Origin of the sequence: Pedobacter sp. ASV1-7, from assembly GCF_040203335.1 — a bacterium.
Lineage (GTDB): Bacteria > Bacteroidota > Bacteroidia > Sphingobacteriales > Sphingobacteriaceae > Pedobacter.
Map to the genome: position 1 here is coordinate 143,758 of NZ_JBEHBV010000011.1, position 26,156 is coordinate 169,913.

The 26,156-nt window shown below is 37.8% G+C and carries 21 protein-coding genes; 3 read left to right on the forward strand and 18 right to left on the reverse strand.

All coding sequences use genetic code 11. The features are described from left to right. Window positions 1-17: 17 nt before the first annotated feature. The 10 genes from ABDJ41_RS21500 to ABDJ41_RS21545 form a co-directional block, all read right to left on the reverse strand. The gene (locus ABDJ41_RS21500) at window positions 18-3,479 is read right to left on the reverse strand and encodes a TonB-dependent receptor (protein ID WP_349788200.1); all 3,462 of its coding nucleotides are present in this window, start codon (window positions 3,477-3,479) and stop codon (window positions 18-20) included. Window positions 3,480-3,690: 211 nt separating this feature from the next. Continuing rightward, window positions 3,691-4,830: a FecR family protein gene (locus ABDJ41_RS21505; protein ID WP_349788201.1), complete on the reverse strand. Its 1,140-nt coding sequence runs from the start codon at window positions 4,828-4,830 to the stop codon at window positions 3,691-3,693. Window positions 4,831-4,924: 94 nt separating this feature from the next. Then, complete coding sequence (locus ABDJ41_RS21510; RefSeq protein ID WP_349788202.1) at window positions 4,925-5,491, reverse strand: RNA polymerase sigma factor; 567 nt, start codon at window positions 5,489-5,491, stop codon at window positions 4,925-4,927. A 137-nt stretch (window positions 5,492-5,628) separates the two neighbouring features. Further along, the gene (locus ABDJ41_RS21515; protein WP_349788204.1) at window positions 5,629-7,059 is read right to left on the reverse strand and encodes a sialate O-acetylesterase; all 1,431 of its coding nucleotides are present in this window, start codon (window positions 7,057-7,059) and stop codon (window positions 5,629-5,631) included. A 13-nt stretch (window positions 7,060-7,072) separates the two neighbouring features. Continuing rightward, entirely contained in the window at window positions 7,073-8,467 is a 1,395-nt protein-coding gene (locus ABDJ41_RS21520) for an alpha amylase family protein (RefSeq protein WP_349788205.1), read from the reverse strand. A 104-nt stretch (window positions 8,468-8,571) separates the two neighbouring features. Beyond that, window positions 8,572-10,245, reverse strand: a complete 1,674-nt coding sequence (locus ABDJ41_RS21525) for a DUF5018 family protein (RefSeq protein ID WP_349788206.1) — start codon at window positions 10,243-10,245, stop codon at window positions 8,572-8,574. 23 nt (window positions 10,246-10,268) lie between these two features. Continuing rightward, window positions 10,269-11,900 (reverse strand): RagB/SusD family nutrient uptake outer membrane protein, encoded by a 1,632-nt coding sequence (locus ABDJ41_RS21530; RefSeq protein WP_349788207.1) that lies wholly within the window; start codon window positions 11,898-11,900, stop codon window positions 10,269-10,271. Between the two features lie 19 nt (window positions 11,901-11,919). Further along, window positions 11,920-15,417 (reverse strand): TonB-dependent receptor, encoded by a 3,498-nt coding sequence (locus tag ABDJ41_RS21535; RefSeq protein ID WP_349788210.1) that lies wholly within the window; start codon window positions 15,415-15,417, stop codon window positions 11,920-11,922. 156 nt (window positions 15,418-15,573) lie between these two features. Further along, window positions 15,574-16,737 (reverse strand): FecR family protein, encoded by a 1,164-nt coding sequence (locus ABDJ41_RS21540; RefSeq protein ID WP_349788211.1) that lies wholly within the window; start codon window positions 16,735-16,737, stop codon window positions 15,574-15,576. 85 nt (window positions 16,738-16,822) lie between these two features. Beyond that, window positions 16,823-17,401, reverse strand: a complete 579-nt coding sequence (locus tag ABDJ41_RS21545) for an RNA polymerase sigma-70 factor (protein WP_349788212.1) — start codon at window positions 17,399-17,401, stop codon at window positions 16,823-16,825. Window positions 17,402-17,611: 210 nt separating this feature from the next. Between ABDJ41_RS21545 and ABDJ41_RS21550 the strand changes: the two genes are divergently transcribed. Continuing rightward, window positions 17,612-17,872, forward strand: a complete 261-nt coding sequence (locus ABDJ41_RS21550; protein WP_349788227.1) for a PD-(D/E)XK nuclease family transposase — start codon at window positions 17,612-17,614, stop codon at window positions 17,870-17,872. Window positions 17,873-17,933: 61 nt separating this feature from the next. Then, window positions 17,934-18,227 carry a thioredoxin gene (trxA, locus tag ABDJ41_RS21555; RefSeq protein WP_349788213.1) on the forward strand — a complete coding sequence of 98 codons (294 nt, stop codon included), beginning with the start codon at window positions 17,934-17,936 and terminating at the stop codon, window positions 18,225-18,227. Between the two features lie 312 nt (window positions 18,228-18,539). Here trxA and ABDJ41_RS21560 read toward each other — a convergent pair whose 3' ends face one another. From ABDJ41_RS21560 to ABDJ41_RS21595, 8 genes are all read right to left on the reverse strand, one after another. Continuing rightward, complete coding sequence (locus ABDJ41_RS21560; protein ID WP_349788214.1) at window positions 18,540-19,244, reverse strand: alpha amylase family protein; 705 nt, start codon at window positions 19,242-19,244, stop codon at window positions 18,540-18,542. Then, window positions 19,177-19,647 carry a GNAT family N-acetyltransferase gene (locus ABDJ41_RS21565; protein ID WP_349788216.1) on the reverse strand — a complete coding sequence of 157 codons (471 nt, stop codon included), beginning with the start codon at window positions 19,645-19,647 and terminating at the stop codon, window positions 19,177-19,179. The genes ABDJ41_RS21560 and ABDJ41_RS21565 overlap by 68 nt, the downstream gene beginning before the upstream one ends. Before the next feature lie 11 nt (window positions 19,648-19,658). Next, entirely contained in the window at window positions 19,659-20,096 is a 438-nt protein-coding gene (locus ABDJ41_RS21570; RefSeq protein ID WP_349788217.1) for a VOC family protein, read from the reverse strand. A gap of 142 nt (window positions 20,097-20,238) precedes the next feature. After that, entirely contained in the window at window positions 20,239-21,072 is an 834-nt protein-coding gene (locus ABDJ41_RS21575) for a KilA-N domain-containing protein (RefSeq protein ID WP_349788218.1), read from the reverse strand. A gap of 494 nt (window positions 21,073-21,566) precedes the next feature. Next, complete coding sequence (locus ABDJ41_RS21580) at window positions 21,567-21,887, reverse strand: hypothetical protein (RefSeq protein WP_349788219.1); 321 nt, start codon at window positions 21,885-21,887, stop codon at window positions 21,567-21,569. A 183-nt stretch (window positions 21,888-22,070) separates the two neighbouring features. Beyond that, complete coding sequence (locus ABDJ41_RS21585; protein WP_349788220.1) at window positions 22,071-22,925, reverse strand: hypothetical protein; 855 nt, start codon at window positions 22,923-22,925, stop codon at window positions 22,071-22,073. Further along, window positions 22,922-23,635 carry a hypothetical protein gene (locus ABDJ41_RS21590; RefSeq protein ID WP_349788221.1) on the reverse strand — a complete coding sequence of 238 codons (714 nt, stop codon included), beginning with the start codon at window positions 23,633-23,635 and terminating at the stop codon, window positions 22,922-22,924. The genes ABDJ41_RS21585 and ABDJ41_RS21590 overlap by 4 nt, the downstream gene beginning before the upstream one ends. 68 nt (window positions 23,636-23,703) lie before the next feature. Next, window positions 23,704-24,510, reverse strand: coding sequence for a hypothetical protein (locus ABDJ41_RS21595; RefSeq protein WP_349788222.1), 807 nt, complete (start codon window positions 24,508-24,510; stop codon window positions 23,704-23,706). Window positions 24,511-25,002: 492 nt separating this feature from the next. On the opposite strand from ABDJ41_RS21595, the gene ABDJ41_RS21600 reads away from it, so the two are divergent. Then, window positions 25,003-26,156 (forward strand): hypothetical protein (locus ABDJ41_RS21600; protein ID WP_349788224.1); only part of this gene is annotated, 1,154 nt, incomplete at its 3' end.

Genomic DNA, 26,156 nt, shown 5'->3' on the forward strand with positions numbered 1-26,156 from the left:
TGTGTTGTATAAACGATTTAAAATGTAATACTGGTTCCTACCGTAAAGGTTAGACTTCTGGCATAAGCTGAATAATCGAATCCAGGTGTAAGTGCAGTCTGCCTGGTTGAAACTTCCGGATCCATCCCTGAATAACGATCCCATGTATAAATATTCTGTCCAGCAAGAAAAACACTCGCATTATCAATCCCTTTGATAGATTTTTTCGGGATAGAATAGGTAAAGCGTACAGTTTTCAATCGTAAAAATGAACCATCTTCAATTGTTCTCGATGAATAAACTCCCATTGGCCCTGCACCACGTGTCCTATACATCACATTAGATTGATTTTCTGCTGTCCAGCGTGTTTCGTAAGATCTAAACTGATTCAAATTCAACCGGTTATTATAGCTTCCTTCAAACAACATACGATTAGCATTCATTATATTATTACCGTAGTTCCACTGAAAAAACACATTAAGACTGAAATTTTTATACGAAAAATTATTATTAAACCCTCCAAAATGCTTAGGGAGTGTACGTCCAATTACCACCCTATCATCTTCATCAACCACTCCGTCACCATTCTGATCCTTATATTTTATATCTCCTGGCTGAATCAAAGAACGATCACTACCATTGGTTGGAACAGACTGTTTCAGTACATATCCATTAGGCAGTTTATCAAAATCCTCATATTGATATACACCATCCCATACAACACCATAAAAGGATGATACAGGTGCGCCTATTTTTGTTATATACAAGGGAACCGTATTAAAATCTCCTGTAAAATTTACGCTTGACAAAAAACTATTTTGATTATCGGATAAAGCAATAACTTTATTCTTGTTAAAACTGATATTAAAGTCACTCGTCCATTTGAAATCTCCAGATGCTATGTTTACGGTATTGATACTAATTTCAAGACCATCATTCTGGACACTGCCAACATTTCTATAAACCCTGTTAAATCCGGTAGAATATGGAAGATCGCTATATAACAATAAATCTTTAGTGGTTTTACGGTATACATCTGCCTCTATGTTAATTCTATTGTTAAACAAGGAGATCTCGTAGCCTAAATCCCATTGTGCTGTTCTCTCCCATTTGAGCGATTCATTACCAAGATTTGATAACAGTGCTGCGTAACCAGGAGTCGCATTACCAAAAGAATAATAATCATCGATATCTAATGTTGTATATCTGGCAAAATCATTTATTCTATTGTTCCCTGTTATTCCATAGCTCAATCTCAATTTAGAATCGCTGATAAATCTGGAGTTTTTCAGAAAAGATTCTCTACCTAATTGCCAGGCAAATGCTGCTGAAGGGAATGTACCCCATCTTTTTGATCTGGAGAACTTAGATGATCCATCCGATCTAATTGATGCTGTAAACAGATATTTAGAATTTAAATTATAATTTATTCTTCCAAGAAAAGAAATAAGCGCATTTTCCGATCCCGTAGATATAACTGAGGCAGGCAATCCTAATTGTAAGGATTTAAGCTTAAGCTCTTCATTTGGAATATTATATGCTTCATAACCATAATCTTTACGCTCAGCACCTTGTATTGTTGCACCAACAAGAACATCCAATTGGTTTCTACTATTTAGTTTCTTTTTATAATTGAGCGTATTTTCGTTCATCCAGTTTGTTAACTCTACGTTCTGATACTTCCCATTTACCCCTTTTCTATTCGTCGCCGAAGGATAACCTTGCCAGGTTTTCGAATTATAGAAAGCTTCATCCACCGTTGATACATTGGTATATCCACCCCTAATACTTAATTTAAGGTCTTTAGTGAGATCGTAATTCAATGCGAGACTTGTAAATAAATTTGCCCTATTTTGCTGGCGAATTTCATTTTCAGTCGTAATTATCGGATTCATGGTTAATATGTAAGCACCATCCGCCCCATCTATCTCTTCATCAAAAAGATCTTCCACAATATCTGTTGTCCCAAAAGATATAGGTCTGTACCCCCAAACTCTGTACATCAGGTAAGAAGCATATCCGCCTTCCGAAGTTGCTTGCGAAGATGTGATTGAGCCAAAATTTTTGTCCCGACTATAATTGACAATTAAATTGGCTTTCAAACGACTGCCGATATCCTGATTCAAAGTTACCCGACCTACATTTCGTTGAAACCCTGAGTTTTTTATTACTCCATCCTGATCTGTAGTAGATAATGAAACCGCATACTTCGTCTTCTGACTTCCCCCTCTGAGCGATATAGCATGATTTTGCATAAGCGCTTCCCTAAAGAATTTATCCTGCCAGTCAATCCCATCAATATTTTTATAATCCTCCAGCACCATCATTCTATCAGTAAGATAGCGTTTAGTCATAGAAGCAGGGTCTAACTCAATTTGGTATTTTACAAACTCATAAGGGCTCATTAAATCCATACGTGCAATGGTATTTTGGGTTCCAATAAAACCTTCGTAGTTAATAACAGGATCTCCTATTGAACCTTGTTTAGTGTCTATGATAACAACACCATTAGCTCCTCTGGACCCATAAATTGCAGTAGCTGAGGCATCTTTAAGGATATTAATAGATTTAATATCTAAGGGATTTATGGAAGAAACCGAAAAATTCTCCATTGGAAATCCGTCAACAACATATAAAGGAGCATTACTTTGTGTTAAAGAATTTCCTCCACGAATTACTATATTCATTTGTTCGCCGGGCTGCCCATCTTTCGAAGTTACCTGCACACCAGCAATTCTACCGGCAAGTGCCTGATCAAAAGTAGCTATAGGAGCTTTGTTTAAATCATTGATATTAACCGTTCCTACCGCTCCTGTCAAATCACCCCTTTTTACCTCTCCATAACCAACGACTACAATCTCATCTAACTTTGCATTTTCCACAAATAAAATGATGGGACTTCCATTCTTAACATCTTTCAAAGGAACCTCTCTGGTTTTATAGCCCACATATTGTACAACCAAAATTGCTTCATTCGCAACATCCTTCAATACAAACTTCCCATTCTGATCAGTAATGGCAACCTGATTGGCTCCTTTGATCCTGACCGTTGCACCTGGCATCGGTTTTTTCTGTTCATCTAATATCTGACCACGGATATCAACAGTAGTCCAGGGCCTAACCATGCGATCGAGAAAGGAAGGCCCTTTATCCCGTACCACAACAGTCTTGTTGTCAATTTCAAACAACAGAGGTTGTTGGTCAAAAATTTTCACCAACACCTGCTCAACTTGCATATTCTTTACATGAATATTCACTGGATTAGCAATCCGTAATTGAGCATCAGTAATCACAAAATTATAACGACTTTGCCGTTTCAGTTCTTTTAAAACGAGTTTTAAAGGCGTATTGATTTCAGATAGATTAACTTTTTGAGCAAGTCCTGCAGCACTTACCTGCATCAGCGATGCAATCAATATGATAGTTGATAATCGCATAATAAGCAATATATTGGAGCATAGCCCTATAGGCTTCCCATCTTTTGTTTTTTTTAGATACATTTGTCTTTAGTTGGTTCCAGGCAGTAGCCTCAACTTTCCTAGGGGAAAGGCTTCTGCAGTTTCAGTTGATACTTAGTATTGGCCAAGGCCAACCACAACCAGGTCTTTAGAGGATCTGGTTGTTTTTTATTTACTTAACATTCCTATTGTAAAATCTACTCATCATTATTACTGGTTTGGTTTAATATTTGGTTAATTATATTTTATTTTTTTATTTACTTACATAGATCACCCGCCCATCAGTTCTAAAACGAACTTTTTTCGTTGATTCCAATACCTTCAGAACTTCCGAGACCTTATCAAATCTTGATACCCCACCATTAAACAAATCTGCGGGAACAGGCCCCTCATAGATGACCTTTACATCATACCAGCGCTCTAACATTTTCATGATATTGGGCAGGGTCTCACTTTCAAAAACAAACTCATTATTTTTCCAGGCTATAGCCAGACTCACGTCAGTTTGAGTGATATTAATCTGCTTACCAGAATTCAGAGCCTGATATCCGGGTTTTAATAATTTCTCCTCAGCACCTGAACGCACCTTCACACTTCCTTCCAATAACGTTGTTTTTATAAACGGTTCATCTGCATAACTATTAATGTTAAAATGGGTTCCCAGCACTTCCACTTGCTGCCCCGCACTTTCCACGATAAAAGGATGCGCCTTATCCTCTGCAATCTCAAAATATCCCTCCCCCTGAAGCTTTACAGTTCGCAGGCTACGCCCTTGAAAAGAAACAGCATAGGTTAAACTTGAGGCCGCATTAAGCCAAACCCTAGAACCATCAGGTAACCGAAGCTGATAGGTTTCCCCTTTAGCAGTAGAGAGTGTATTTACGGTATTGACTGACTGATTACTTCTCACCTTTCTTCCAGCATCCGAATCCTTAATTTCATACAACAAACCTCCACCAGCAGCCTTACTTATCAACACTCCGGCCTGTTCTGCCAGTTTTCCACTGGAGGCATCCCCCAAACGAATTTTCTTTCCATCAGCAAGTGTCAATGTTGCCCCCTGTTTACCCGGATCAATATCATTTCTCAGAACAATAGACTCCTCTGCTCTGGGGGATTGATCCGCTAAGAAATACATACCTAGCCCTACAGTTACAATCAGCATTGCTGCAGCTGCCACCTGCCAGAAACGCCATCTTGATGTCCTTATAGGCTTAACCTTAGTCCACAATTCATCATTTATTGCCTCTTCCCCTCCCGGATAGTCATTTGTCCAATCTCTATCATCAACAGCCATCTTATTCATATAAGCATTGAATAAAGCCAGTTCAATATCAGAAGCAATGCCCTGATTAATTTTATCTGTTAACCTGTTGAATAATTGTTTGTCCATACTTTTCGGAGAATTGCTTGTATGACACAAAAAACAGAGGGAACACCTACAAAGAATTTAAAAATTATTTCAAAAACTCACAAAACATTAAAAATCAACACAATAAAATAATAGAAGCCAATCTATTCAATGGAATTTTTAATTTCTTCAACGCCCGGCTGATCTGTTCGTCTACAGTTTTATTAGAGATGCCTAATTCCTGAGCTATCTCCTTATGACTCATTGCACGCTCCCTGCTCATGATAAAGATCTCCCTGCACTTGGGTGGCAGCTCTTCAATCAACTGCCGGATCAGGTTCTTGAGTTCCTTCACCTCCAGAGGATTAAAATCGCCATCACTTAAATGCTCAAAATCTGCATTTTCAAACAGGTCAGTTCTGCCCCTGCCATCCCTGATCAAATTAGCGATTCTATATTTGGCAGCGACAAAAAGATAAGCCCTGAAATTAGTTTTGATCTCAATTTGATCGTGATGCTCCCAGATCCACATAAATAAGGTCTGACATACATCCATCGTATCCTGGTGATTTCGTAAAATATTGTACGCTGAATTGTAAAGAAACTTCCAGTTCTTGTTATACAATTCGGTATAAGCATAATGATCACCCGATTTCAACAATCTCAGAAGCGCAGCATCGGAATGTTTACTAAAATCGGTCATAAAAGAGATCCTTCTGCATAATATTTGGTCAAAACAAGGCTCAATGTTAATCTTTATTTTCAAAAAAAAGAAAAATGATACCATTTTTCATTGATCTGATTGAGTTTGCTCAAACATGTAAAAAACCAAGAAATCATCTACCTACTGATTAATGCACGGAAGGGAGCAGCGGGTAAACCTGCATTATTATATAAATTACCAATTTTATAATTTTTAAAACAATAGCGTACTTCTACCGGCTCCTTAACCTCGTCGCACCACACTTTAACGCGGTCTGAACCATTGATTATTAATGCCTCAGCAGTCTTAAAGACTCCATTTTTACCGGCAATTTCAAATCCTTTAATCTTTTCGTTCTCGGGATTTAACCCGTCCTTCCCGAAATCAAATACCAGTTCTGCAACAGCATCTTTCAAGCGGGCAGATTTAAATATAGGTCCGGAATACTGAAAGCCTTCCTTGCCGTATGTTTTCGCTAACGCCCAGTAAGCCAATCGCTGCCCTACTTCAATTTTAAGAGGCGGATGAATAAAAACTTCACTTCCCAGATCAGCGGTTATTGCCATTCCGACATTTGGAATTTCATTCAACAACTCAAGTTGAGCTTGTCTGAAATATGCCCAGTCCAGCAGATCTTTCCCGCCCGATTGCCAGGGTGCGAGCTGAACGTAATAAAATGGCATTTCAGGAGCCTCAAAAAATGTCCTCCATTGCCTGGTCATTGCAGCGAACAATTGTTTATACAATGTCGGATCGCCAGTATTGGCTTCTCCCTGGTACCAGATCACACCTTTAATCGGAAATCCTTTCCATGGGTTTACCATGGCATTCCATAAAAGCGTAGGCGTTCCTGCTGGCCATTCAAATTCCTTTTGATTGATATCCGGAAATTTTATCCCTCCTATACGGGCAAGGCTTTCCTGATCCATCCAGGTTTCAATTTTCGACATACTCCAGGAGCAGTTGACCAGACCAATCGGGCTACCGAGCGATTGCTCCAACATATCTCCGAAAAAATAGGCAGTTGCAGAAAACTCAGCTACGTCTTTTGCAGACAGCTCTTTCCATTCTCCTACAACCCCTTCCACTTGTGGCATGGTGTTCCAGGCACGTTTTACGGTATATAGCCTTATCTTTCTGTTAGGATTTGCTGTTACAATATGTTTTAAAGTACCAAAAACCGGCTGGCCTCGAAAACCTTTTACCGGCATTTCCATATTCGATTGTCCAGAACAAAACCATACTTCACCGATAAGCACATTTTTTAACAGTAATTCCTCCCCATCATTAAAACTAATCTCATATGGTTTTGCAACAGATTCAGGTGTCGACACCGTAATTTCAAAATATCCGGTTGCATCGGCTATCACGGCATACTTTTTTGTATTCCAGCCAACCCTAACTTTTACACGTTTATTTGCATCGGCATATCCCTTAAAGGTCACATTTGCCTGTTGTTGCAAAACCATATGATTTCCAAATACAGTACTCAGCTTAATTTTTGCTTCCAGCTGCGTAGCAATACCACACAGAAGTACTATAATGAGAAGATTAGTTATTTTATTCATTGATTAAATTCGCTTATTTTTTTATACTATTCAGATAATTATCAATCCCTGTTTTTAGGGCTGCAAAGTAATTATACCTTTTAACATGAACCATATCAAAAATGAAATAACCGTCGCCCGCATTTATTGCTGCATCAACCGTTTTGGTCACTGCAGCATCCATACCACCATTTCCCCAACCATCTCCGTTTCCAACATCAGGTCCACCCGAGACTTTAGTATCGCCCTGCATTAAGGTTTTGGCGTTTTTGCAGAAACCTTCTACGGTCCATTCACCTGAACCATATATACGATCTACAGGTGCATAAGCCCCAATTAATATAAAATCCATATGATCAGCATAACCAAAATCCTTGTAAGCAGGACTTGCCCAGGCCGGATAAAATTGTGCGGTATTGTATTTCGGGCTGGCCCAGTTTACTCCTACATCATAATAGGTAGAATACCAGCCTCCAACGTATACGCCAAACTGTATTTTATCATTTACCAACTTTACACGTTCCCTTGCCTTTACCATAAAATCATGTATCGTCTTTACCCTGAATTCCATCCATTTCTTAAAATGTTTGGGCATGGTAGCTGGCAAAGGGTAAGAAGGTGTTCCGGGAACAATGATATCATTTGGGAAATTTGTAACTGTTTCACCAATGTACTGTTCAAACTTTTGTTTCGTGACAGTAGAAAAATCACAGACAAAATCATTGTATCTACAACGGTCTAGAATCAGTCCATCAATATTATACTTAGCCAAATCACCGATAATGTTGAGCATATACTGTTGCACCTCATCATTCGCAGGGTTGATAAACTTGGTTCCATAACTGTTATTAGGATCCTGGGCAGTGGTAATATCCATTACATTTACCAATCCTCCCGGCAGGTTTAAAGTTGTTGCCCATTCTTTTTTAGTCCCTTCTCTGAACAGCATCCCCTGCTGCCCCAATCCATATGCATAATTGTTTCCAGCAACAAACGTATTTATTGCTGCATGGATTTTAAGCCCTAAAGCATGTCCTTCATCAATAAAAGCCTGTAGATAATCCCATGTTGCAGTACGTTCCACAAATCCGTATGAGCCCGAAGACCACACATCCAATTTTTTCACCTGTTGTACCTGCGAAGAGTTGAAAAGCACATCTCCCATACTTGGGCGTACATCAACCACAACATCAGTAATCCCTGCATCGGCCAGTTTCCCGAGGTCTCTTTTAATATTTTCCTTACTGTTCGCATAATCAGGAAAATTTGCCGCAGCATCAATCCATATGTATCTTGGTTTTGCAGTTTGACTTGGATCAGCTTTTTTATCCCAGATCCATTCTATAGCAGCATTATCTTCTTTACAGGACGAGGTAACCCCAAACAGGCCCAGACCAGCTGCAGCCATCAAGAAATTCTTCCTATTCATATTCGGTTAGTTTTATACTTTGAATAATTTCACAAAAGCAGTGGCATGGAAAGGATTATAGATTGTTTTTTACACAATTAGTCCCTTTCCATATCCACCATTATTTATTTTACGTCAACACAATTAAATTCATAACAAGCCAGATTGCCTGCATTAAAATCAATGGTAAAGACCTGCATTTTATAGCCATCGGTACTTGGGGCAATTAACACATCGCCACTAGCCGAAACTGCGTTTCCTACAACACCATATTTAGCAGAAAATACCAAAGCACTGGTTTTATCTACATTACCTTTAAAGTTCCCCATTGAAGAAACATCATAAATGTATAACTCAGAAGAAATGCCCCATCCAGGGAAATGACTTGGACAGTAGAAGGCCAGGTATTTAGCATTATTAAATTCTTTGGCATCAGCTAAACTATTGTTAATACCCCATCCGTTACCAGATGTCTGATCGGCAAGGTTCAACGCTTTGGTGTTGTTTCCATCCAGATAATACAGGTTATTTACTCCGCCATCGTAAAAACCGACAAAAGATCCATCAGCAACATCAGCACTTCTTGAAGTGACTTTCGTGCCGTTCACGCCTGCTCCCCAGAAAGGAATACCATCGGCAGTAACTACTTCAGCACTTCCTACCACTCCATTTGTAATTACCCACCTCACAAACCTGTTCGAACCTGAACCAGAAGTACCGTCGCAGGTAGCAATAAGAATTGCCTTATCGTTCAGATTTCCATAAACAGACATTTTACTTCCTACAGGGAAACCTGAGGTATTTGTCCAGCTGATTAAGGCTTGAGGCGCAGTTGTCACCGCACTGGTTTTGTATATTTTTAAGGTTTCGCCAGCATTGGTATAATCTGCTACAATGATATTTCCGGCACCATCACTGGCAACAGAACCATTGCCTTTTGCAGCGCCCAAATTCATCAACCCAACATACTTACCAGTACTTCTGTTATAATATTTAGGAGCCTGTCCATTGGCCGTAGAAACTACCAGGAAGTTACCCGATGCGGCTAAACTTGGCTTACTTCCATCAGTATAGCCTAAAGTACCAAGGTTAAGGTTGAAGCTTAGATTTTCAGAACCACTTCTAAAACCATAAGTAATTTTAGCCGGAGCCGTTTTCATAATCGAATAAGTCGTTTTGCTTACCCCGTCATGCGCAATTACTGTAAGTTGAGTCGGAGCATTCAGATTCATACCTTCCAGAGAACGGTCTAAAGTAGCATGTGCCGACATCGAGACCTCTACATTCACAGCGGATAAATCTTCTACTGTAATTAAGGAAATTGTTTTCTTATCCTGATCAATCAAGCCCGTTACCCCTACTAATTCAATGTTGAAGAAAGTAATGCTTGATTTTTTAGATTTTGTACGTTCTCCCCTGATGGAAATCCGCTTTTGATTTCCAAGCTGATCTGTAAAAGTAAAGAAGTTCTCCTTAGTCAGATCCAATATGCCTAGTTTTGGCTCAATTTTGCAATTGTTGGCAAGGTTGGCTTCAATCTTCATCGCTTTCATGTACGGAGTAGTTTCATGATCGCTATCCTCTGGAAAAAACCAGGGTACAGGGATCACAAACTCAGTTTCAGTTCCGGTTATATCAAACTTAACGGCTTCCATTTCCTTCAGGTCACCAGTAGCAAACTTAGCTACCAGGCTATTAATCCCCCTGGCATCGTTTGTTGGCTGTACATGCACCGCTTTTTTACAGCTTGTGAGGATAACTACAGCCACTATAATTATATTGAATATGTGCTTTCTCATATTTATATTTCTTAATAATGCAATTAATTCCACTCAGGAAATTGTTTCACTGCAGTGTTGTTCGTGATTTCAGCTGTTGGCAATGGAATACGATACATCTTGGCGGGAAAATTACGATCTTGTTTATCACAGTCTACATAAGTATACTTAAACCCAGCTCCTATTTTTTCTATTTTCAATCCATGTACACGCTTTCCCGTAAATGCACTTTCTGCCAGCTTCCAGCGTTTCATATCCCAGTAATAGAATCCTTCAAACGCCAGCTCAACTTTTCTCTCCTGCATAATGGCAGCCATCAGATCTGAACCGCTTTTATCCTGATAAGGAAGTCCTACTCTGGCCCTTACCTTACGTACTGCTGCATTCGCATCTGCAGTAGCATCAGAACGGTAGCAGGCTTCTGCATAATTCAGCAATACTTCAGCTAAACGAAATGATGTCCAGGGCTGTGTAGACCCATCTTTACTCAGGTCAATATTTTCATCCAGCATCTTTCTTAAAAAATAACCGGTCACAGTACGTCCAGCCGGTACAGCATCATCCTTCCAGCTTGCCCAACCATCAGTTCCATCAATAAAAGGCTCTATTTTACGTCCTTTCCAACTTGCGCCATTGTATAAGATACTGGCATGGAAGCGCGGCTCTAAATCTGCGTAAGGTGGTTCATCATTAGTTCCAGAAGTATTATGCCAGGCAGTCCAGTCGGGAAAGCCTCCAATTGTTTTCAGCTCATAAGACTCCACCATTTCCTGTGTAGGAGTACCCAAAGCCCCAGCTCCCTTACGGTCGCCACCCGGTGCATAACTTGCATCAAAATTATGTGTAAATGAAGCCTTATTATAACTGTACTGGAGAATGGCTTCTGTACTTCCCGTTTTAAATGCATCAGCATAATTGCCCGTTAGTTCATAGCCAATTTCCAATACTTTAGCACCTGCAATCTTTGCTGCTTCCCAGCGTTCAGCATACAACATTGCCCTTGATAACAAGGCATAAGCTGCCCCAATGGTTACCCTGCCATTCGGATTTTTACTGTTCAGCAAATGTTTAGCAGCAAAATTTAAATCATCCTGTACAAAATCCCAGCCCTGGGCCTCAGTACTTAATCCTGTATTCTTATTGATTTTCGAAAGGTCCTCATCGTAAATGATTACTTCTTTATAACGCTTTACCAAATCAAAGTAAAGCTGAGCACGGAAAAACCTGATTTCGGCCTCCAGACGGTTGCGGTCGGCATCTCCAAAAGTGCCATACTTTTTAAGGTTTGACAAAGCTTCGTTAACCCGTCTCACCTGCTCATAAACTGCGGCCCAGTTACCCAGGTAAACAGCTACATAATTTGGTGTGAGCACGCTACCCCCATAAGCAATTTCATTAGGAATATACATATAGGCATTGTAGGTCATTGATGAATATTTAAATGCATCTGTAAAACCATCTGTCATACCTGCAATAGATTGCCCTGTGCTGAAATTACCAAAGTAATTCAGGTCGTGATAAAAGCTGTTGATGGCCAGCTCAGCATATTCGATCTTGCTCCATACCAGTTTATCAGAGGCGGCAGAAGTAGGTGTCATATCCAGGTACTTTTTACAGGAAGAAAAACTTAAAGCGGCCAGGCCAATCAGAGCAGCTTTGAATATATATTTTTTCATTTGAATCAAGATTTAAGATTTAAAAAGAGAGTGTTGCACCGCCCATAAATATTCGCTGCTGCGGATAATAACCATTATTTACACCAGGCGACTCAGGGTCAACACCCTTTGGTAATCCCGATATGGTAAAAATATTAGATCCCTCAACAAAAAAGCGCAGTGTACCCAGGCCCATTTTATCCATAATTTTCTTCGGTATAGAATAGCCAATCTGTGCCGACTTTAAACGGATGTATTTTCCATCCCTGAACCAGAAAGTTGAAGCCAGGCCATTATCACCACCATGTGTAGTAGAGCTTAAGGTCATTCTTGGAAACGTTCCGTTAGGATTATCTATACTATAGGCATTCTCCACCAAAAATAAAGGAGAGTTTGCACCCTCTTTAAAGGTTTGCGTCCAGATTGTATTGTCATCGTAATAATTGTAATAAGTACCCGTTAATGATACATCAAAAAACATCCCCCCTGTTAGCTGAGCATTGATATCGAAACCGTTCCATTCGGCAGCCAGGTTCAGTCCATAAGTAAGTTCCGGTCTGTTTGGCCTTCCGATCAGACCTCTGTCCTGATAATCAATTTTACCATCACCATTCTGATCCACATATTTAACATCACCCACATTTGGACGACTACCATACCAGGCTGCATTATCAATTTCCTCTTCCGAGCGGAACAGTCCATCAGCAATCCAACCGGAAACTATCCCTGTTCTTTTTCCGGTAACCTTTTGAATTTCGGGAGCATTCTCGCTATCCGGATATTTAATCCAGCGGTTTCTGGCAAAAGTAACATTCGGAGATACGCGATATTTAAATGCTTTTCCTCCAAGATTGAAACTATTGCTGTGTTTCAGCAACAACTCAAAACCTTTGGCATCTGTAGCGCTAAAGTTTTCATAAGAAAAATAATAACCGCCCATTGACGGAGGATATCCGGCCGACATCCCCGTCAGGATATCATAGGTATAAGTATAAAAAGCATCAAACTCTAGCCCCAGCAGCCCTTTCCACATCGTCATATCAACCCCCACATTATAAGAAAGTGTTTTTTCCCAGGAAAGGTTTGGATTGGCAATAACGCTGGTATACAATGAATTTTGCAGGCCACCATTCATTGGCAATTTACTCCCAAATGAATAAGTACTCAGGAAAGCAAAATCGGGCACGCCATCATTTCCCAGCAAGCCTGCGGATGCACGAATTTTTAAATCGTCAATACTAGTTTGGTTACTCATAAAATCCTCTTTAGACACCCTCCAGGCTAATGAAGCAGAAGGGAAGAAGCCCCATCTTTTACCCTCAACATTGCCCGCAAATTTATAGGAACCATCATACCTGCCTGTAAACTCAGCAAGGTACTTTTCGTTGTAGTCGTATTTTAAACGGAACACATACCCTAAACTCCTCGATCCTGCACTCCTTCCGCCTATCGGATTATCAGCAGGCGTATTTAGGCCCAATTCCGGCAATTCCGGGAAAGCAACATCTTTGGCGTAGGCCGATAAAGAGTTGGATTTATTGTCGCGGATTTCCACCAATGCCAGCACATCAAGATTATGTTCAGCAAAAGTATTTTTATAGCTCACACTACCCTGTCCTACCAATTGTTTACTTTGAGATTGGCCTTCGCCCAAGAAATTGAACGATCTTCCTCTTGGATCCAGCATTTTATTGAATCCCAGTTTACTGGTCGCATCTGTTAATCTCACTGCATTTACCGAATAGTAAGTATCCAGGTTTTTATTGTGTGAAGTGCTGTAGTCATAAGATCCTGTAGCCTTAAAGCTTAATCCTTTTAACCATGGAGATTTGTATTCAAGAGATAGATTGGTTTGCAGGTCTACAGCATTAGTTTTTTTATACCCCGATTCATTTATTGCAGCAAGCGGGCTGTTTGGGGCCCCCGAATTGTTTCTAGGCGTAACACCGGTGTAAAGACCGTTATATTTGATAGGCAGATAAGGGTGCATACCAATAGTTTGTTTCGCAATTGAAAACCATCCCTGTTCACCTAAACTTGGGCTACTGTCTGTACCACCCGACAGAAAACCAGGTGTTTGTCTATAGCCTGTGCTACCCGCTATGCCAAACTCCATATTCAGATTTTGTGCCACCCGGGTGCTTATATTACTGCGCAGATTATAACGGTCATATTCAAAGTTTTTGATATTCCCTTTATTGCCCAGATAGCCCAGCGATACAAAATAATTGGTATTGTCTTTTCCACCCTGTACAGAAAGATTGTGTTTAGTTGTATGTCCGGTTCCAAACACTTCATCAATGTAGTTTACATTGTCCCAGCCGTCGTTAGGGTCTCCGTTCAACATCGCATCCACATCCGCTTTCAGGAAAATCGGTGTATATTCATTTCTATTTTTGATGGTACCATTTGCAAGCTTATCCATCATATCGGCCATGTTGTAATAATGAGCAAACTGCGGCCCATCCATAAATTTCGGGAAATTGGCATTTAGCGAAACACCTGTCGCACCACTATAATTTAAAGTTGGTTTTCCAGAAAGTCCTTTTTTAGTTGTGATGATCACTACTCCTCCGGCAGCTTTCAAACCATAAACTGAAGCCGCAGCACCATCTTTCAATACCGATACGCTCTCCACATCATTTGGATCCAGATCATTTATAGACCGTGGCATTCCATCTACAATATAAGTAACCGCATAATTAGAACCACGTATTCTCAATGACGCCTGGTCAACGCCCGGTTCTCCCGATTCCTGTACCGATGATATACCCGGAAGTCGGCCGCCCAATAAACTAGATATATTTGTAGATGGTCCTTTCAGCAATTCCTCGCCCTTAATAGATGATATAGCACCTGACAGGGAAGATTTCTTCTGTGTTCCATACCCAACTACTACCACCTCACTCAAAGCAGTCATGTCAACTTTTAATACAAGGCTAATTGTTTTTTCGGCCTTTATTTCCCTGGTTTCATAGCCCATATAAGTAACCACAAGTATGGCATTTTCATCTACCCCGGCGATAAAGAATTCTCCTTTTTCATTTGTCCTGACCACCCTACCGGTTCCCTTAACCGTAATGGAAGCCCCAACAAGGTTATTTCCTGTCTCCGTCAGGATCTTTCCTCGCACATCAATTGCCTGTAAACCTTCAATAAGGTTATCCAGAAAGTTTTTTTCTTTTTTCCTGATCAGCACAGTTTTTTCATCAATGGTATATTTCAAAGGCTGTCCTTCAAATATTTTCTGCAAAACAACCTCAATTTCGGCATCCTTGACATTAATACTTACACTTTTCGCGTCTTTCAGTATAGTCGAAGTAAATAAGAAATCATATCCGCTCTGAACCCTAATCTGATCAAAGACCTTCCTTAGCGGAGCGTTCTTTTCAGATAAGGTTATTTTTTGCGCATAAGAACTTGCGCTAACCTGTAAAATGGCGGTGATTAGAATTAGCAGGGTAAACCTCATAATCAGCAAAATTCTTGCGATACAGTCTGGTGGCTGTACCATTTTCTTTGAGTAAAAATTGTACATTTGATAAGTTTGGTTAGGCGATTTACCTTTTCATTTTGCAAGATGGCGAAGGTAATCGCAGTTAGTTGATATGTAATTTAATGTATTGACAATCCAGACTTAGTCAGGATTCCGATTGCCGTCGGTTTCCTGGCTTATCAAGGACTATCGTTTTGTTTAGTTATTGATTACGATGATCCTCCTTCCTTCTATTTTAAAGTGAACTACTCCGGTTGACTCCAGCATTTTAAGCATCTGGCTGATGTTCTTTTTACGCGAGAGTGCGCCATTAAATCTTTCTCTGGAAACATTGCCCTCAAATTCCACCTCCACATTATACCAGCGCGAAATCTTACGCATTACGCTTTGGATATCCTCATTGTCAAAATCAAAGGTTCCATTTTTCCAGGCAATAGCCTGTGTAATGTTTACTTCTTTTACCAAAAACCCATCAGGCCTGCTCAAAGCTTGTTGCCCTGGCTTTAAAACTGAAGAATACTTTACCGTCCCCAGGCTTGCCACCTTCACAACTCCCTCCACTAAAGTTGTTTTTGTATCCAGCTCATCCGCATAACTATTCACATTAAACTGCGTTCCAAGCACTTCTACCTGCTGTCTATCTGTTTCTACAATAAAGGGTTTCCTTTTCCCTGCAACATTGTTCGTTGCACCTTCGACCTTTATCATTGCTTTTGCAACTTCAAAATAAGCTTCTCCCCCAAGTTTCACTTTTCGCTCATTTACCAGGTTTATATTGGTTGGGTAGGTTAAACTAGAAGCGGCGTTAAGTACCACCAATGAGCCATCAGGTAAACGGACCTGGAAAGTTTCTCCGTTGGCTGTAGAAAGTGTGTTATAAGTTGCCGCTCCTGATGAAGAAGCTTGTGTTACATTGTAAATAATCTGTCCGTCGGCTGTCTTGGAAATTACCACGCCCGACTCACTGGCCAGCTCTCCTTTATGCGCATCAGATAAAACAATTTTTTTTCCATTTGCCAGCGTAAGGGTTGCCGAATTTCTCCCCGGCAACACATCATCATTACTGAGGCTGGAAAGCCGATGGTTGCCAACCGGGAAGTAATCTGCCTTAAAGAAATAAATAAAACCCAGCATCAATGCAATGGCCGCAGCAATACGAGGCCAGTAGCTGAATTTCCTGATTTTTACTACCGGTCCGGGTAACTGGCTAAACACTTCAGCCTTTATTTCCGCAATTCTTTCAGCAGATAAATCAGCAGATGTATCGAATTCAAAAAGCCATTTTTCAACTGCGGCCTTTTCGGCTTCAGTACATTTGCCGGCATTGTATTTTATAAGTAATTCTCTCTCTTGTTCTGACATAGCTAAAAGCGGATAATTCCCGTATTTAAAGACATGACGGGAAAGTCCCCACTATACGTGCAGAAAAAAATGAAAATATTTTAAATTAAATTTTTGTTAAGATCATCAGAAAGACAAAAAGCCCAAATTTGGTCCTCAGACGTAGTAATGCATTCGACATCTGGCGGTGTACTGTTTTTTCAGAGATAGACAATTCACCAGCTATTTCTTTATAAGTATAATTAGATTTCCGGCTCAATTCAAAGATCTTTCGCATTTTAGCAGGCAATGCCTGTATTTCTTTATCGATGTAAGCCATCAATTGTTTTTCCCTTACCAGATGATCTGTATTGGCTTCCTCCTGTTCTGTAGGAAAAGAAATGGAATCCCTATACTTATCGGTTACTCTTTTATGCAGAAAAATATCTATAATCCTGTTGTTAACAGCAGTAAAACAATAGGCTGAAATAGATGAATTAAAATTCAGCGTATCGCGTTTAACCCAGAGCACAGTAAAAAAATCCTGTACCACATCTTTTGCTTCGGCTTCATCTCTAAGGCGTTTAAATGCATATACAAAAAGTAACTGAAAATAGCGGTCGTACAACTGGGCATAGGCCATGTGATCGCCTTCCTTTAAAAGCGTAATTAATTGTTGATCTGTATAGCTACTATAATCTATCATCCGCTTTATTTCCCGCAAAAAATACGTAGAAATTATTCAATGATAAATAAATTTTCGGATATATCAATTTTTACAGTAATTGATATAAAGAAAGCCCATTGATACATCTTGAACCAAACAACATTCTGTCAACTATTCTATTCTCTTTCTTTAAGCAAATTTCTTATTACGTATTACCCCTTATACTGAGGAAAACGCAGTATTTCAGATATATGTTTAGCTAACAGGTATACAGGTAAAATATTCTACGACAAATTAACCTTAATGTTCATTGAGTTGCTTAACTTTGTTAAAGAGCCCCACGAACTTCATACTCAATTGGATAAGTGGATTTATGCTTTAAAACGTGAAGAAGGCGAACATAAAAAAGCAATAAAAATAGCGATGGAGATGTTAGCTAATAATGAATCAATAGATAAAATATCAAAATACACTAAGCTTTCAAGAGAAGAGATCGAGGCATTAATGTAGTACAATATCATTTATGGAAGCTGTTTTTGGCTTAGCAATCAAAAGATAAAAAACAAACAGTATGACCTTTAAACAAATCATCAATCAAGATAAACCCGTTTTAATAGATTTTTTTGCCGAATGGTGCGGCCCGTGTAAAATGATGGCCCCCATGTTAACAGACTTAAAAAAACGCGTGGGTGATAAAGCCAGCATCATTAAAATAGATGTAGATAAAAATCAGCAAGTTGCAGCTACGTATCGTGTAAGTGGCGTACCAACACTTATTTTATTTAAAAAAGGTGAAATCCTTTGGCGACAGTCTGGAGTAATTCCTATTTCTGATTTAGAAAGATTAATTAACCAAAACCTATAAACGAAACCTATGCCGATTTTACTTTCCATAAACCTAGCTATTATTGAAATTCAGGATGACCGTTTCTTTCCTTAAAGAATACAAGTAAAGTGAAACTTAAGCAATGTGCAGGAGTTTTATCGCCCTGAAGATGAAAAATAGAATTATAAAACTAGGTATGGGAGGCTAACAATCGTTTAAGAAGCCTCATTACTTCTTTATTGGAAGTCACAAATTGTGACTTCCAATTTTTTAATTCCTCCTTAGTCATTTGATAGATACCCCCAAGGGAATCTTTCTAAATTCCGTTTAACGGCTTGATTAGGACTTTGTTTATTTTTTATAAACCCGGTCAATCCCAGCTTTAATGGCACCCCATTGATTGTTATTGATTACATGCGATATTTCGAAAGCCATCACTCCCTCCGTGTTTTTAAGAGACAGATAAACTGCATCTGATACTTTACTTGCGGTGGTCCCATACGCATAAGATGCGAACGAGCCATATACTTTACAGTCTCCCTTGGTAAATTTATCATAGGTAGTAACAAAATTCTCCACTGACCATACCGAGCCAGGATTCTCTGATATAAAAATATTGTCGGTGTATGCGCCTAAAGAAAATACATCCAGCTGATCAGCAAAACCGGTCTTGCTATAAGTATCTGTGTAAATACCGCTTGGTGTCGGCTTATAATTTTTACTGGCCCAATTCTGCCCCACACTATAACGCGAAGCCCAATCTGCAGAAGCCCATAAATGAAGTTCCAGTTTCGGATTGATAGATTTTACTTTAGTACGGATATTGGTAATGAGATTTGTTACCGCCATCGATCGAAACTCTATCCAGTCCTTATAAATGGGACCAATCCCGCCCGTTGCGGTGATGATGTCATTATTACTGTTCACCGTCTTTCCGCTGTAAGCCTTAAATGCAGAAATTGTTGCATCTCCGAATCCATAGTTTGCACTAAAGGAGCTTTCCCAAGCAAGAATTCGCGAACTTACTTTTTTCCCAATCTTGTTTTGACATTTCAAATTTCACTTCATTTTTGCCATGCATCCCGTTTCTTTTCCACCCTGATTTTTCATAAAACTTTTCAGCTCTAGTGTTTGGTGAAGTTCCAAGCCAGACAGATTCTTTCCCTGTTTCAAAATACCAGTTTAGCATTATTTCATGAAGTTTCTTGCCGATACCTTTTCCTTCAAATTCCGGAAGAAGAAAAAGAGCCCAAATATTATTATCTTGTAAATCAGCAATCGCAAAACCAACAATCTGATTTTCTATTTCACAAACCCAACCTTTACCTCTTTTAAACATAAACTCTTTGCAATCTTGGTCGGTAACAAGTGCCGGATTTGATAAAGTATTCTCCTTTACAGAATTTCTAACAATTTGAATTTGATTAATATCCTCTATTGTTGCTTCACGAAATTTCATATTCAGTATATCTAAATTTGTTCTTTATATTTTGGGTCAAAATCTACCATCCATTCAATACCGTATTTGTCTCTAAACATTCCGAAGTATGAACCCCAGGGGCTGTCAGCAATTGGAACTTCAACATTTCCACCTAATGAAAGTCCATTAAATAATTTATCAGCTTCTTCTTTGCTTTCTGCACTTATGGAAATTTTACTTCTGTTTTCATTTTCATTAACTTTTCCCATAAACTCCGGAACGTCATTACCCATCAGAATATTTTTGCCAATAGGCAAAGCAATGTGCATGATTTTGTTTGCTTCATTTTCTGAAATTGGAACTTCAGGACTTGACATATCTTTGAAACGTATAATCATTGCGAACTCTCCGCCAAAAACTGATTTGTAAAAATTGAATGCTTCTTCGGCATTTCCGTTGAAGTTAATGTGAGGATTAATAAGTGCCATAATTTTGATTTTTAAATTGTTAACAAGAGCAAATTCAACTGGCCATTCCGTCAATCGTTCTTAATATGGAAGTTACGAATTATCGCCTTTTATACAGTCCGATATTTTGGAAGGGTTACACTCTTAATCTCTTTTAAGAAAGCTAACCAACAGATGTTTGCAATTTCTTCAATTGCTTATTGCCTAACAACGATTTAAGTTGAATGATAGCTACCTTATTTAGTTGTATAATACGATCTTTCTGTGCTAAACCTTGGTGAATCATAACCGAATTCATACTTTCCATATTACTTAATACAACGAGTTGTTCTAATGTAGCATAATCACGGACATTACCTTCTAAATTCCGATTTTCTCTTTTCCATTGCTGAGCTGTTTTACCGAACAAAGCGACATTTAGCATGTCCGCTTCATTGGCATAAATTACAGCAGCTTGTTCTTTAGTTAATTCTAATGGGATAATTTTCTCTTTAATTGCGTCGGTATGAATTCCGTAATTTACTTTTGCGAGTGTACGTTGAAGACTCCAATCCAAATTCTCTTTGTTATTTTCACTTTTTTTAAGTCTCTGAAACTCTGAAATCAAATAAAGTTTAAATACTGGACTAATCCAAGATGCAAATTCAAAAGCAATATCCTTATGGGCGTAAGTACCTCCGTTTTTACCTGGTTTTGAAACAATTCCTTTTGCATTGGTTAATTCGATCCATTTACTTGGAGATAATGTAAATGAATTACTTCCAGCTTCAAACAATAAGGGGTCGAATTCGACCCCTTTAAAAGAAGTATTGTTTAACTGCTCCCATATTCCTAAGAATTCAATCGTACTTCTTGATCTCATCCAATTCTTCACTATATCTTTAGGTTCATTTGCACTTTTACTTCTGGCGATATCTGTTAATGAGATATAACCATTCACATTTAAAATTTCAATACCAATGTCTTGCACTTTAATAATTCGTCTTGAGTTTGTCAAAAGCTTACTTTTTGATTAGAATGGTTGTTATGAAATCTATAATTAATACAAACTTATAGAGCATCTAGCAAATAACCAAAAAGAAATAAATAACAAACAAAAACAAAATAATAACTCTAAAAAACAATAATTACTTTTATAGTTAAAAATTTGAATGATTTTCCAAATTATTGGAAAGTATTCCTGTAACTAAATATGAGAATTGAAATATTTTAGGAAGAATAATTACACGGCCAGTAAGTAACATTATATAACAGTTTCGTAATCCACACCAAATATTGAAACGGGTTTCTGATGATCTGTATCCATCCGAACAGCCTGGGTTTAGCAAGGACTTTGGATAAAGAAAATTTTTACAGATTCCCCTTCACATTACAAATACCCATAATGGTGAATTTTCCGGGGAATAGTAGTGGGAATTTAATCGACACAAACGTTTTTCATATCAGTCCAATATTTGACGAGGGTAGCAATACCATCATAAATTAAGTACTTTATTGTTCCACCCGACTTGATGTTCCAAAATGGAACATCAAAATACCATCCTTTATTTCGGGTGACATAGAAGAAAAAGTACCAGTCATTTGAATCTTTCCAGACATATAGAAATCGGTAACTTCATACTTTTTACTTTCTTCAACTAACTTTACTATTCGATAGTAAGAGGCATTGGCTTTTATCGTAGTTTTCCAGTCTGCGTCGTAATAAACAGTGGGCTTTGTCCTGACCACTGGCACGCCACGTCTTATATAAGTCACTAGATTTGAAATTTTCCCGATGATCGGTCCAAGGATACCATACTTCATGCTTGCCATATGTATAAAATATTTAATCAGGACACCATTGTCTTATTCGTATATGGCTATACTGGTTGTCCGATACTGGAAATAGTTTACAGTCAAGTTTACGGTTATCAAAATTTATTACTGTTAATGTTTCGCAGTTTGGAAAGGTTGGTGAACTAGCCCGCAATCTTGCCAACCTATGTTGTATGTAGTTTATTTTTCTATTATGTAATTGAAAGTAGCGACTCTAAGATTCCAAAGTTTTAAGGTTTGTGTAGCCTGTAGAGAATTGTTGATTTCACTTACAATTAGTTTATCAGTAAATGAAGAAATAAATTGAGCCCAATAATTATTTTTTTCATCGTTTAGCAAAAAATAAAATCCCGCATCTCCAAATTTATTACCTGATGAATCTAAGATTAATTCATTATTTTCCCCAACACTAGACTTCATTATAACAGTTGCGTTTCCCTTCGGCAAAGGAAAAATAGCTTTGATACATGTTTTTCCTGAAGGAATTTTACAAGTTCCATAAATACCCGAATAGATTACTTTACCTGTCGACTCAAATTTCCTTAACCAAATAGTGTATTTTACTTCATTTGTCTCTGAATTAAAGAGATTTATTATTTCGCTTTTAAGGATTTCAGAATCATGAATGTTTTTAATTGGGATATTTAGTTGGTTTATTCGTTGACTAAATAATCTGTTCACAAAGTAACCGAAAATTCTAAAAAATGGATTCCATTTTACTTTGAATTGTAGTTTATAGCTTGAAGTATGTTCGTAAAAACCAATAACATTTTTAGATAGCCTATTTAAATCATATTCACTTAATTCAAGATCGTTAATTGATGCCAACAAGCCATTTGACAGACAATTTCTTTTAACATTTAAATTTTCTTTTTTAGCTAATTGATAGATAAAATCTTCTCCTATTCCATTCAACTCTCCGAATGGACCAATAAGCCAAGAATGATCATTTGGATTAAATTTCTTTCCCCTTAGGATTACCCATTGTTGCGTAAACCAATCTTGAAATTTTTGCATCGTATATGCTAAATTCATTCTAAGTTTTGATTTTTGTGGGTTAAATTCGTTTTACCTTTCCACTGACCAAATTCAGAAATTGGTTTGAATCTCAAGGTTATGAATTCAAAATGAAAATTCTTTCTATCATGTTCTTTCATTGCATCGATATGTCTTTTAGGCTTTGGCACAGCGCTATGTCCTCTCACCATATCTGTCATTTCCTTTTGAGTTTTCCAAATCGAAAAAGTTGAAATCATATTAGGATATTTAATAGATGCCAATGATAGAGTAGTACTGGGATGATCACGAACTAATTTTTCAACCGGTCTTCCCCAACGAATAAATCTCGGTATTTCTGTAAATTTCATTTTTGCGATAGTTACCGCAATTACGGGATTTTCATCACTATGATTTTCTTGAGTTTCATTAGGGATTTGGAAACCAGAAATTTCACCCCATTGTCTTATAAATTCTAATTTGACGTACCAACCTCTGGTTAATTGTATCCCGAATGAATTACTTGCCAAAAAATTGTCGAAAACTTGGTCATTTTCCCATTGTGCAAAGACAATGATTTCTCGTGATAAGAATCTGGAACTAGAGAAAACAGGTGACCCTAAAATCATTGCTGACATCGTTTCTGCATGTATTAAACCTTCGATATTTTTTGATTTTAGAGGAAAAATCATATTTTTCAATGCTTGATAAAGCGAAATTTTTAATAAATGATAAGTAAATACACTCATATTTTCGAATTTGTTGATTTGGTTATGGAAGCTATCTTTTTAGTCGCTTACAGCTAAATATAACAGCCTCATCCATTACGTCTTCCTCTTCTGAAATTCACAAGCATAAGTATTCCTGGGAACAGAATAAAGCTGATCCAAATGGCAATATTAGCTGGTATAAATCTGTAGGTGTAATTTGCAAAAAAAAGACCAGCGGTAATCAGAATGCAAAAGATCACATGACCAATGTAAATCTGATCTTCGGAATATCTTTCTATATATTCTTTCTTCAATTCGTATAAATCCCTAAAATATTGAGCATTAAAGAAAGTTCCTTTACCTGGTAAAGGTCCGAATAGCATCAGCATATTCTTAACAATATACATTCCTGAAACACCTAAAAGAAAATACTGCAAACCAATAAAAATTGAATCAGAAACTGCCCATGTGTTTTCGATATCACCATTGCTATAAGTCCTGAAAATATTATCTATGGAAAACAATAGCATGATAATTGAGCTCCAGACGCTTAACCACAAGCGATACGGTCTAGACAACTCAATATAAGTCAAAGCATTAATAAAAGAAAACAAACAAAACAACAAACCTATACCAAGTAATATATACATAAATAAGTTGTCGATATTTAAATATCCGTAGTCAATAACCCAGTAGATAATGGCAATTGATTGGATCAAGGTAATTCCTTCAGTTAATTTTGCAACGGTCTTTTTATCATGAAACAGCAACCCTGCCATTAATGCAATGAAACTCAGGGAAAATATTTTATTTGAACTAATGAAAATCCTATAACAAGCGTATATCACTAATAATGAAGCCAAAAACATAATGGCGTAGAATACCATATTTAAACCAGTTCCTTTTCTTTTCATATTTCAAAAAACGTATTGAGTAGCGTCATAAATATTTATTGATCACTAATATAAAAAATATTTAGAAGTGAGAGTTTTAAATTACAGCAGCCTGTTCTTTGGTTAATTCCAATAATTCGAAGCACATCCAGCTTGGTGAGTTAACGGGCTTTAAGCATTTAATTTGCAGTTTCTCCCATAGTATTATTTATAGTAGTTTCAATTCATTGAAATATTTCCCACTTCTATCCATCATTACCTATTTACTATAGATAAAGTAGTCTTTATTAATTTAATCAACATTTCAGCAAGTCCAATTCCAGTAATCTAATTAACCATTGTTGCCTGGGTATTTCTTTTAATCGGCTTTTGTAACTTATTCTTTATCATCCACATGCTAACTTCAAAGAATATCAATGCCTATTTTGAAGATAAAAAAGAACTACAAGATATTGCAAATGATTCATAGATACATTATAAAAATTAACACTTGTTTTTCTTTAGATTTGAACTATGAAAATTAGAAGAACGCTCTTTGTACTGATTTTAATTATTATCTGCGGAGCCAAAGCATCAGCTCAAAACACTTTAGACTTACTTTTCAATCTATCCAGTTGTACCGAAATGCCTTGCGACATGACTAAAGTAGAAGAGTGGATTAAGAAATCTATCAGCCCTTTATACATTGCGAATTTGCAGTATAGTACATCAACTTATGGAGATAACAACTTTCTGAGTTTTTCTCTTCGTGGAAGAAATCCTGTTCTGGTGCCGCTTGATGGCACTAATGGAATGCAGCTAAACTTTGCAACACTTCCGCCACCAAGCGCACGTTCTCAAAAAATCAGTGTACTGTTCACGCAGCAAATAAGATCTTATCTCGGCAAAGTGCGCTACGATGAACTTCCACAGACAAACGAAGACTTTTTCTATATAGCTTATAAAATGCTCAAACTATCACCGGGTCAAATGATAGCCAATACACTAAATTATGAAATCGAGTCAGACGGATCAATTGAAAAACTGAAGATCTTTAATGAAATGGTGAACAAAAAGATGAAAACCAACATTATAGTTCCTGAAAAGGCATATGCAGATATCAACCAATATCTTAAATACTACATTCAGACATTCGGTTTAAAACGCATTAACCCCATATACAAAACGTTCATTGAACAAAAGGATTCTGTAAAAACCATGGAAAAAATTGAACGTTTCTATGCAGTCACCAGGTTTTTTCAGGGTGGTATGAAAGCCAAAATAGATGATCACTTTAACCCTCGCTTCAACCTGAGTCTGGACTCGACTGCAACCATTGATTTTCCTGTAGCTATACTCAAACCTTTAAATAAATCTGATTCAATTGCCCGTTTTAAATTCCAATATCTCGAAGCAAAAATGGATTATAGGAAAAAGAACTTTGTCTTGGTTTTTAAAGGTAAATGGTCATCACCAGTTACAATACAAGCGATAAAACAATACAGCTATAATCATAAAACTAATGTACCAATCCTGATTAAGCCTGTAAAGCTACCATCCTCAGGTCTTGATTTTGATAAAATTATTATTACGCTTACCCAAAATGATGTAACAGTAGACGGCAGTACAGTAGATGAGTATAAATATCAGCTAACGAAAGAAAAATGGCCCAAAGCCTCATCAGCCAC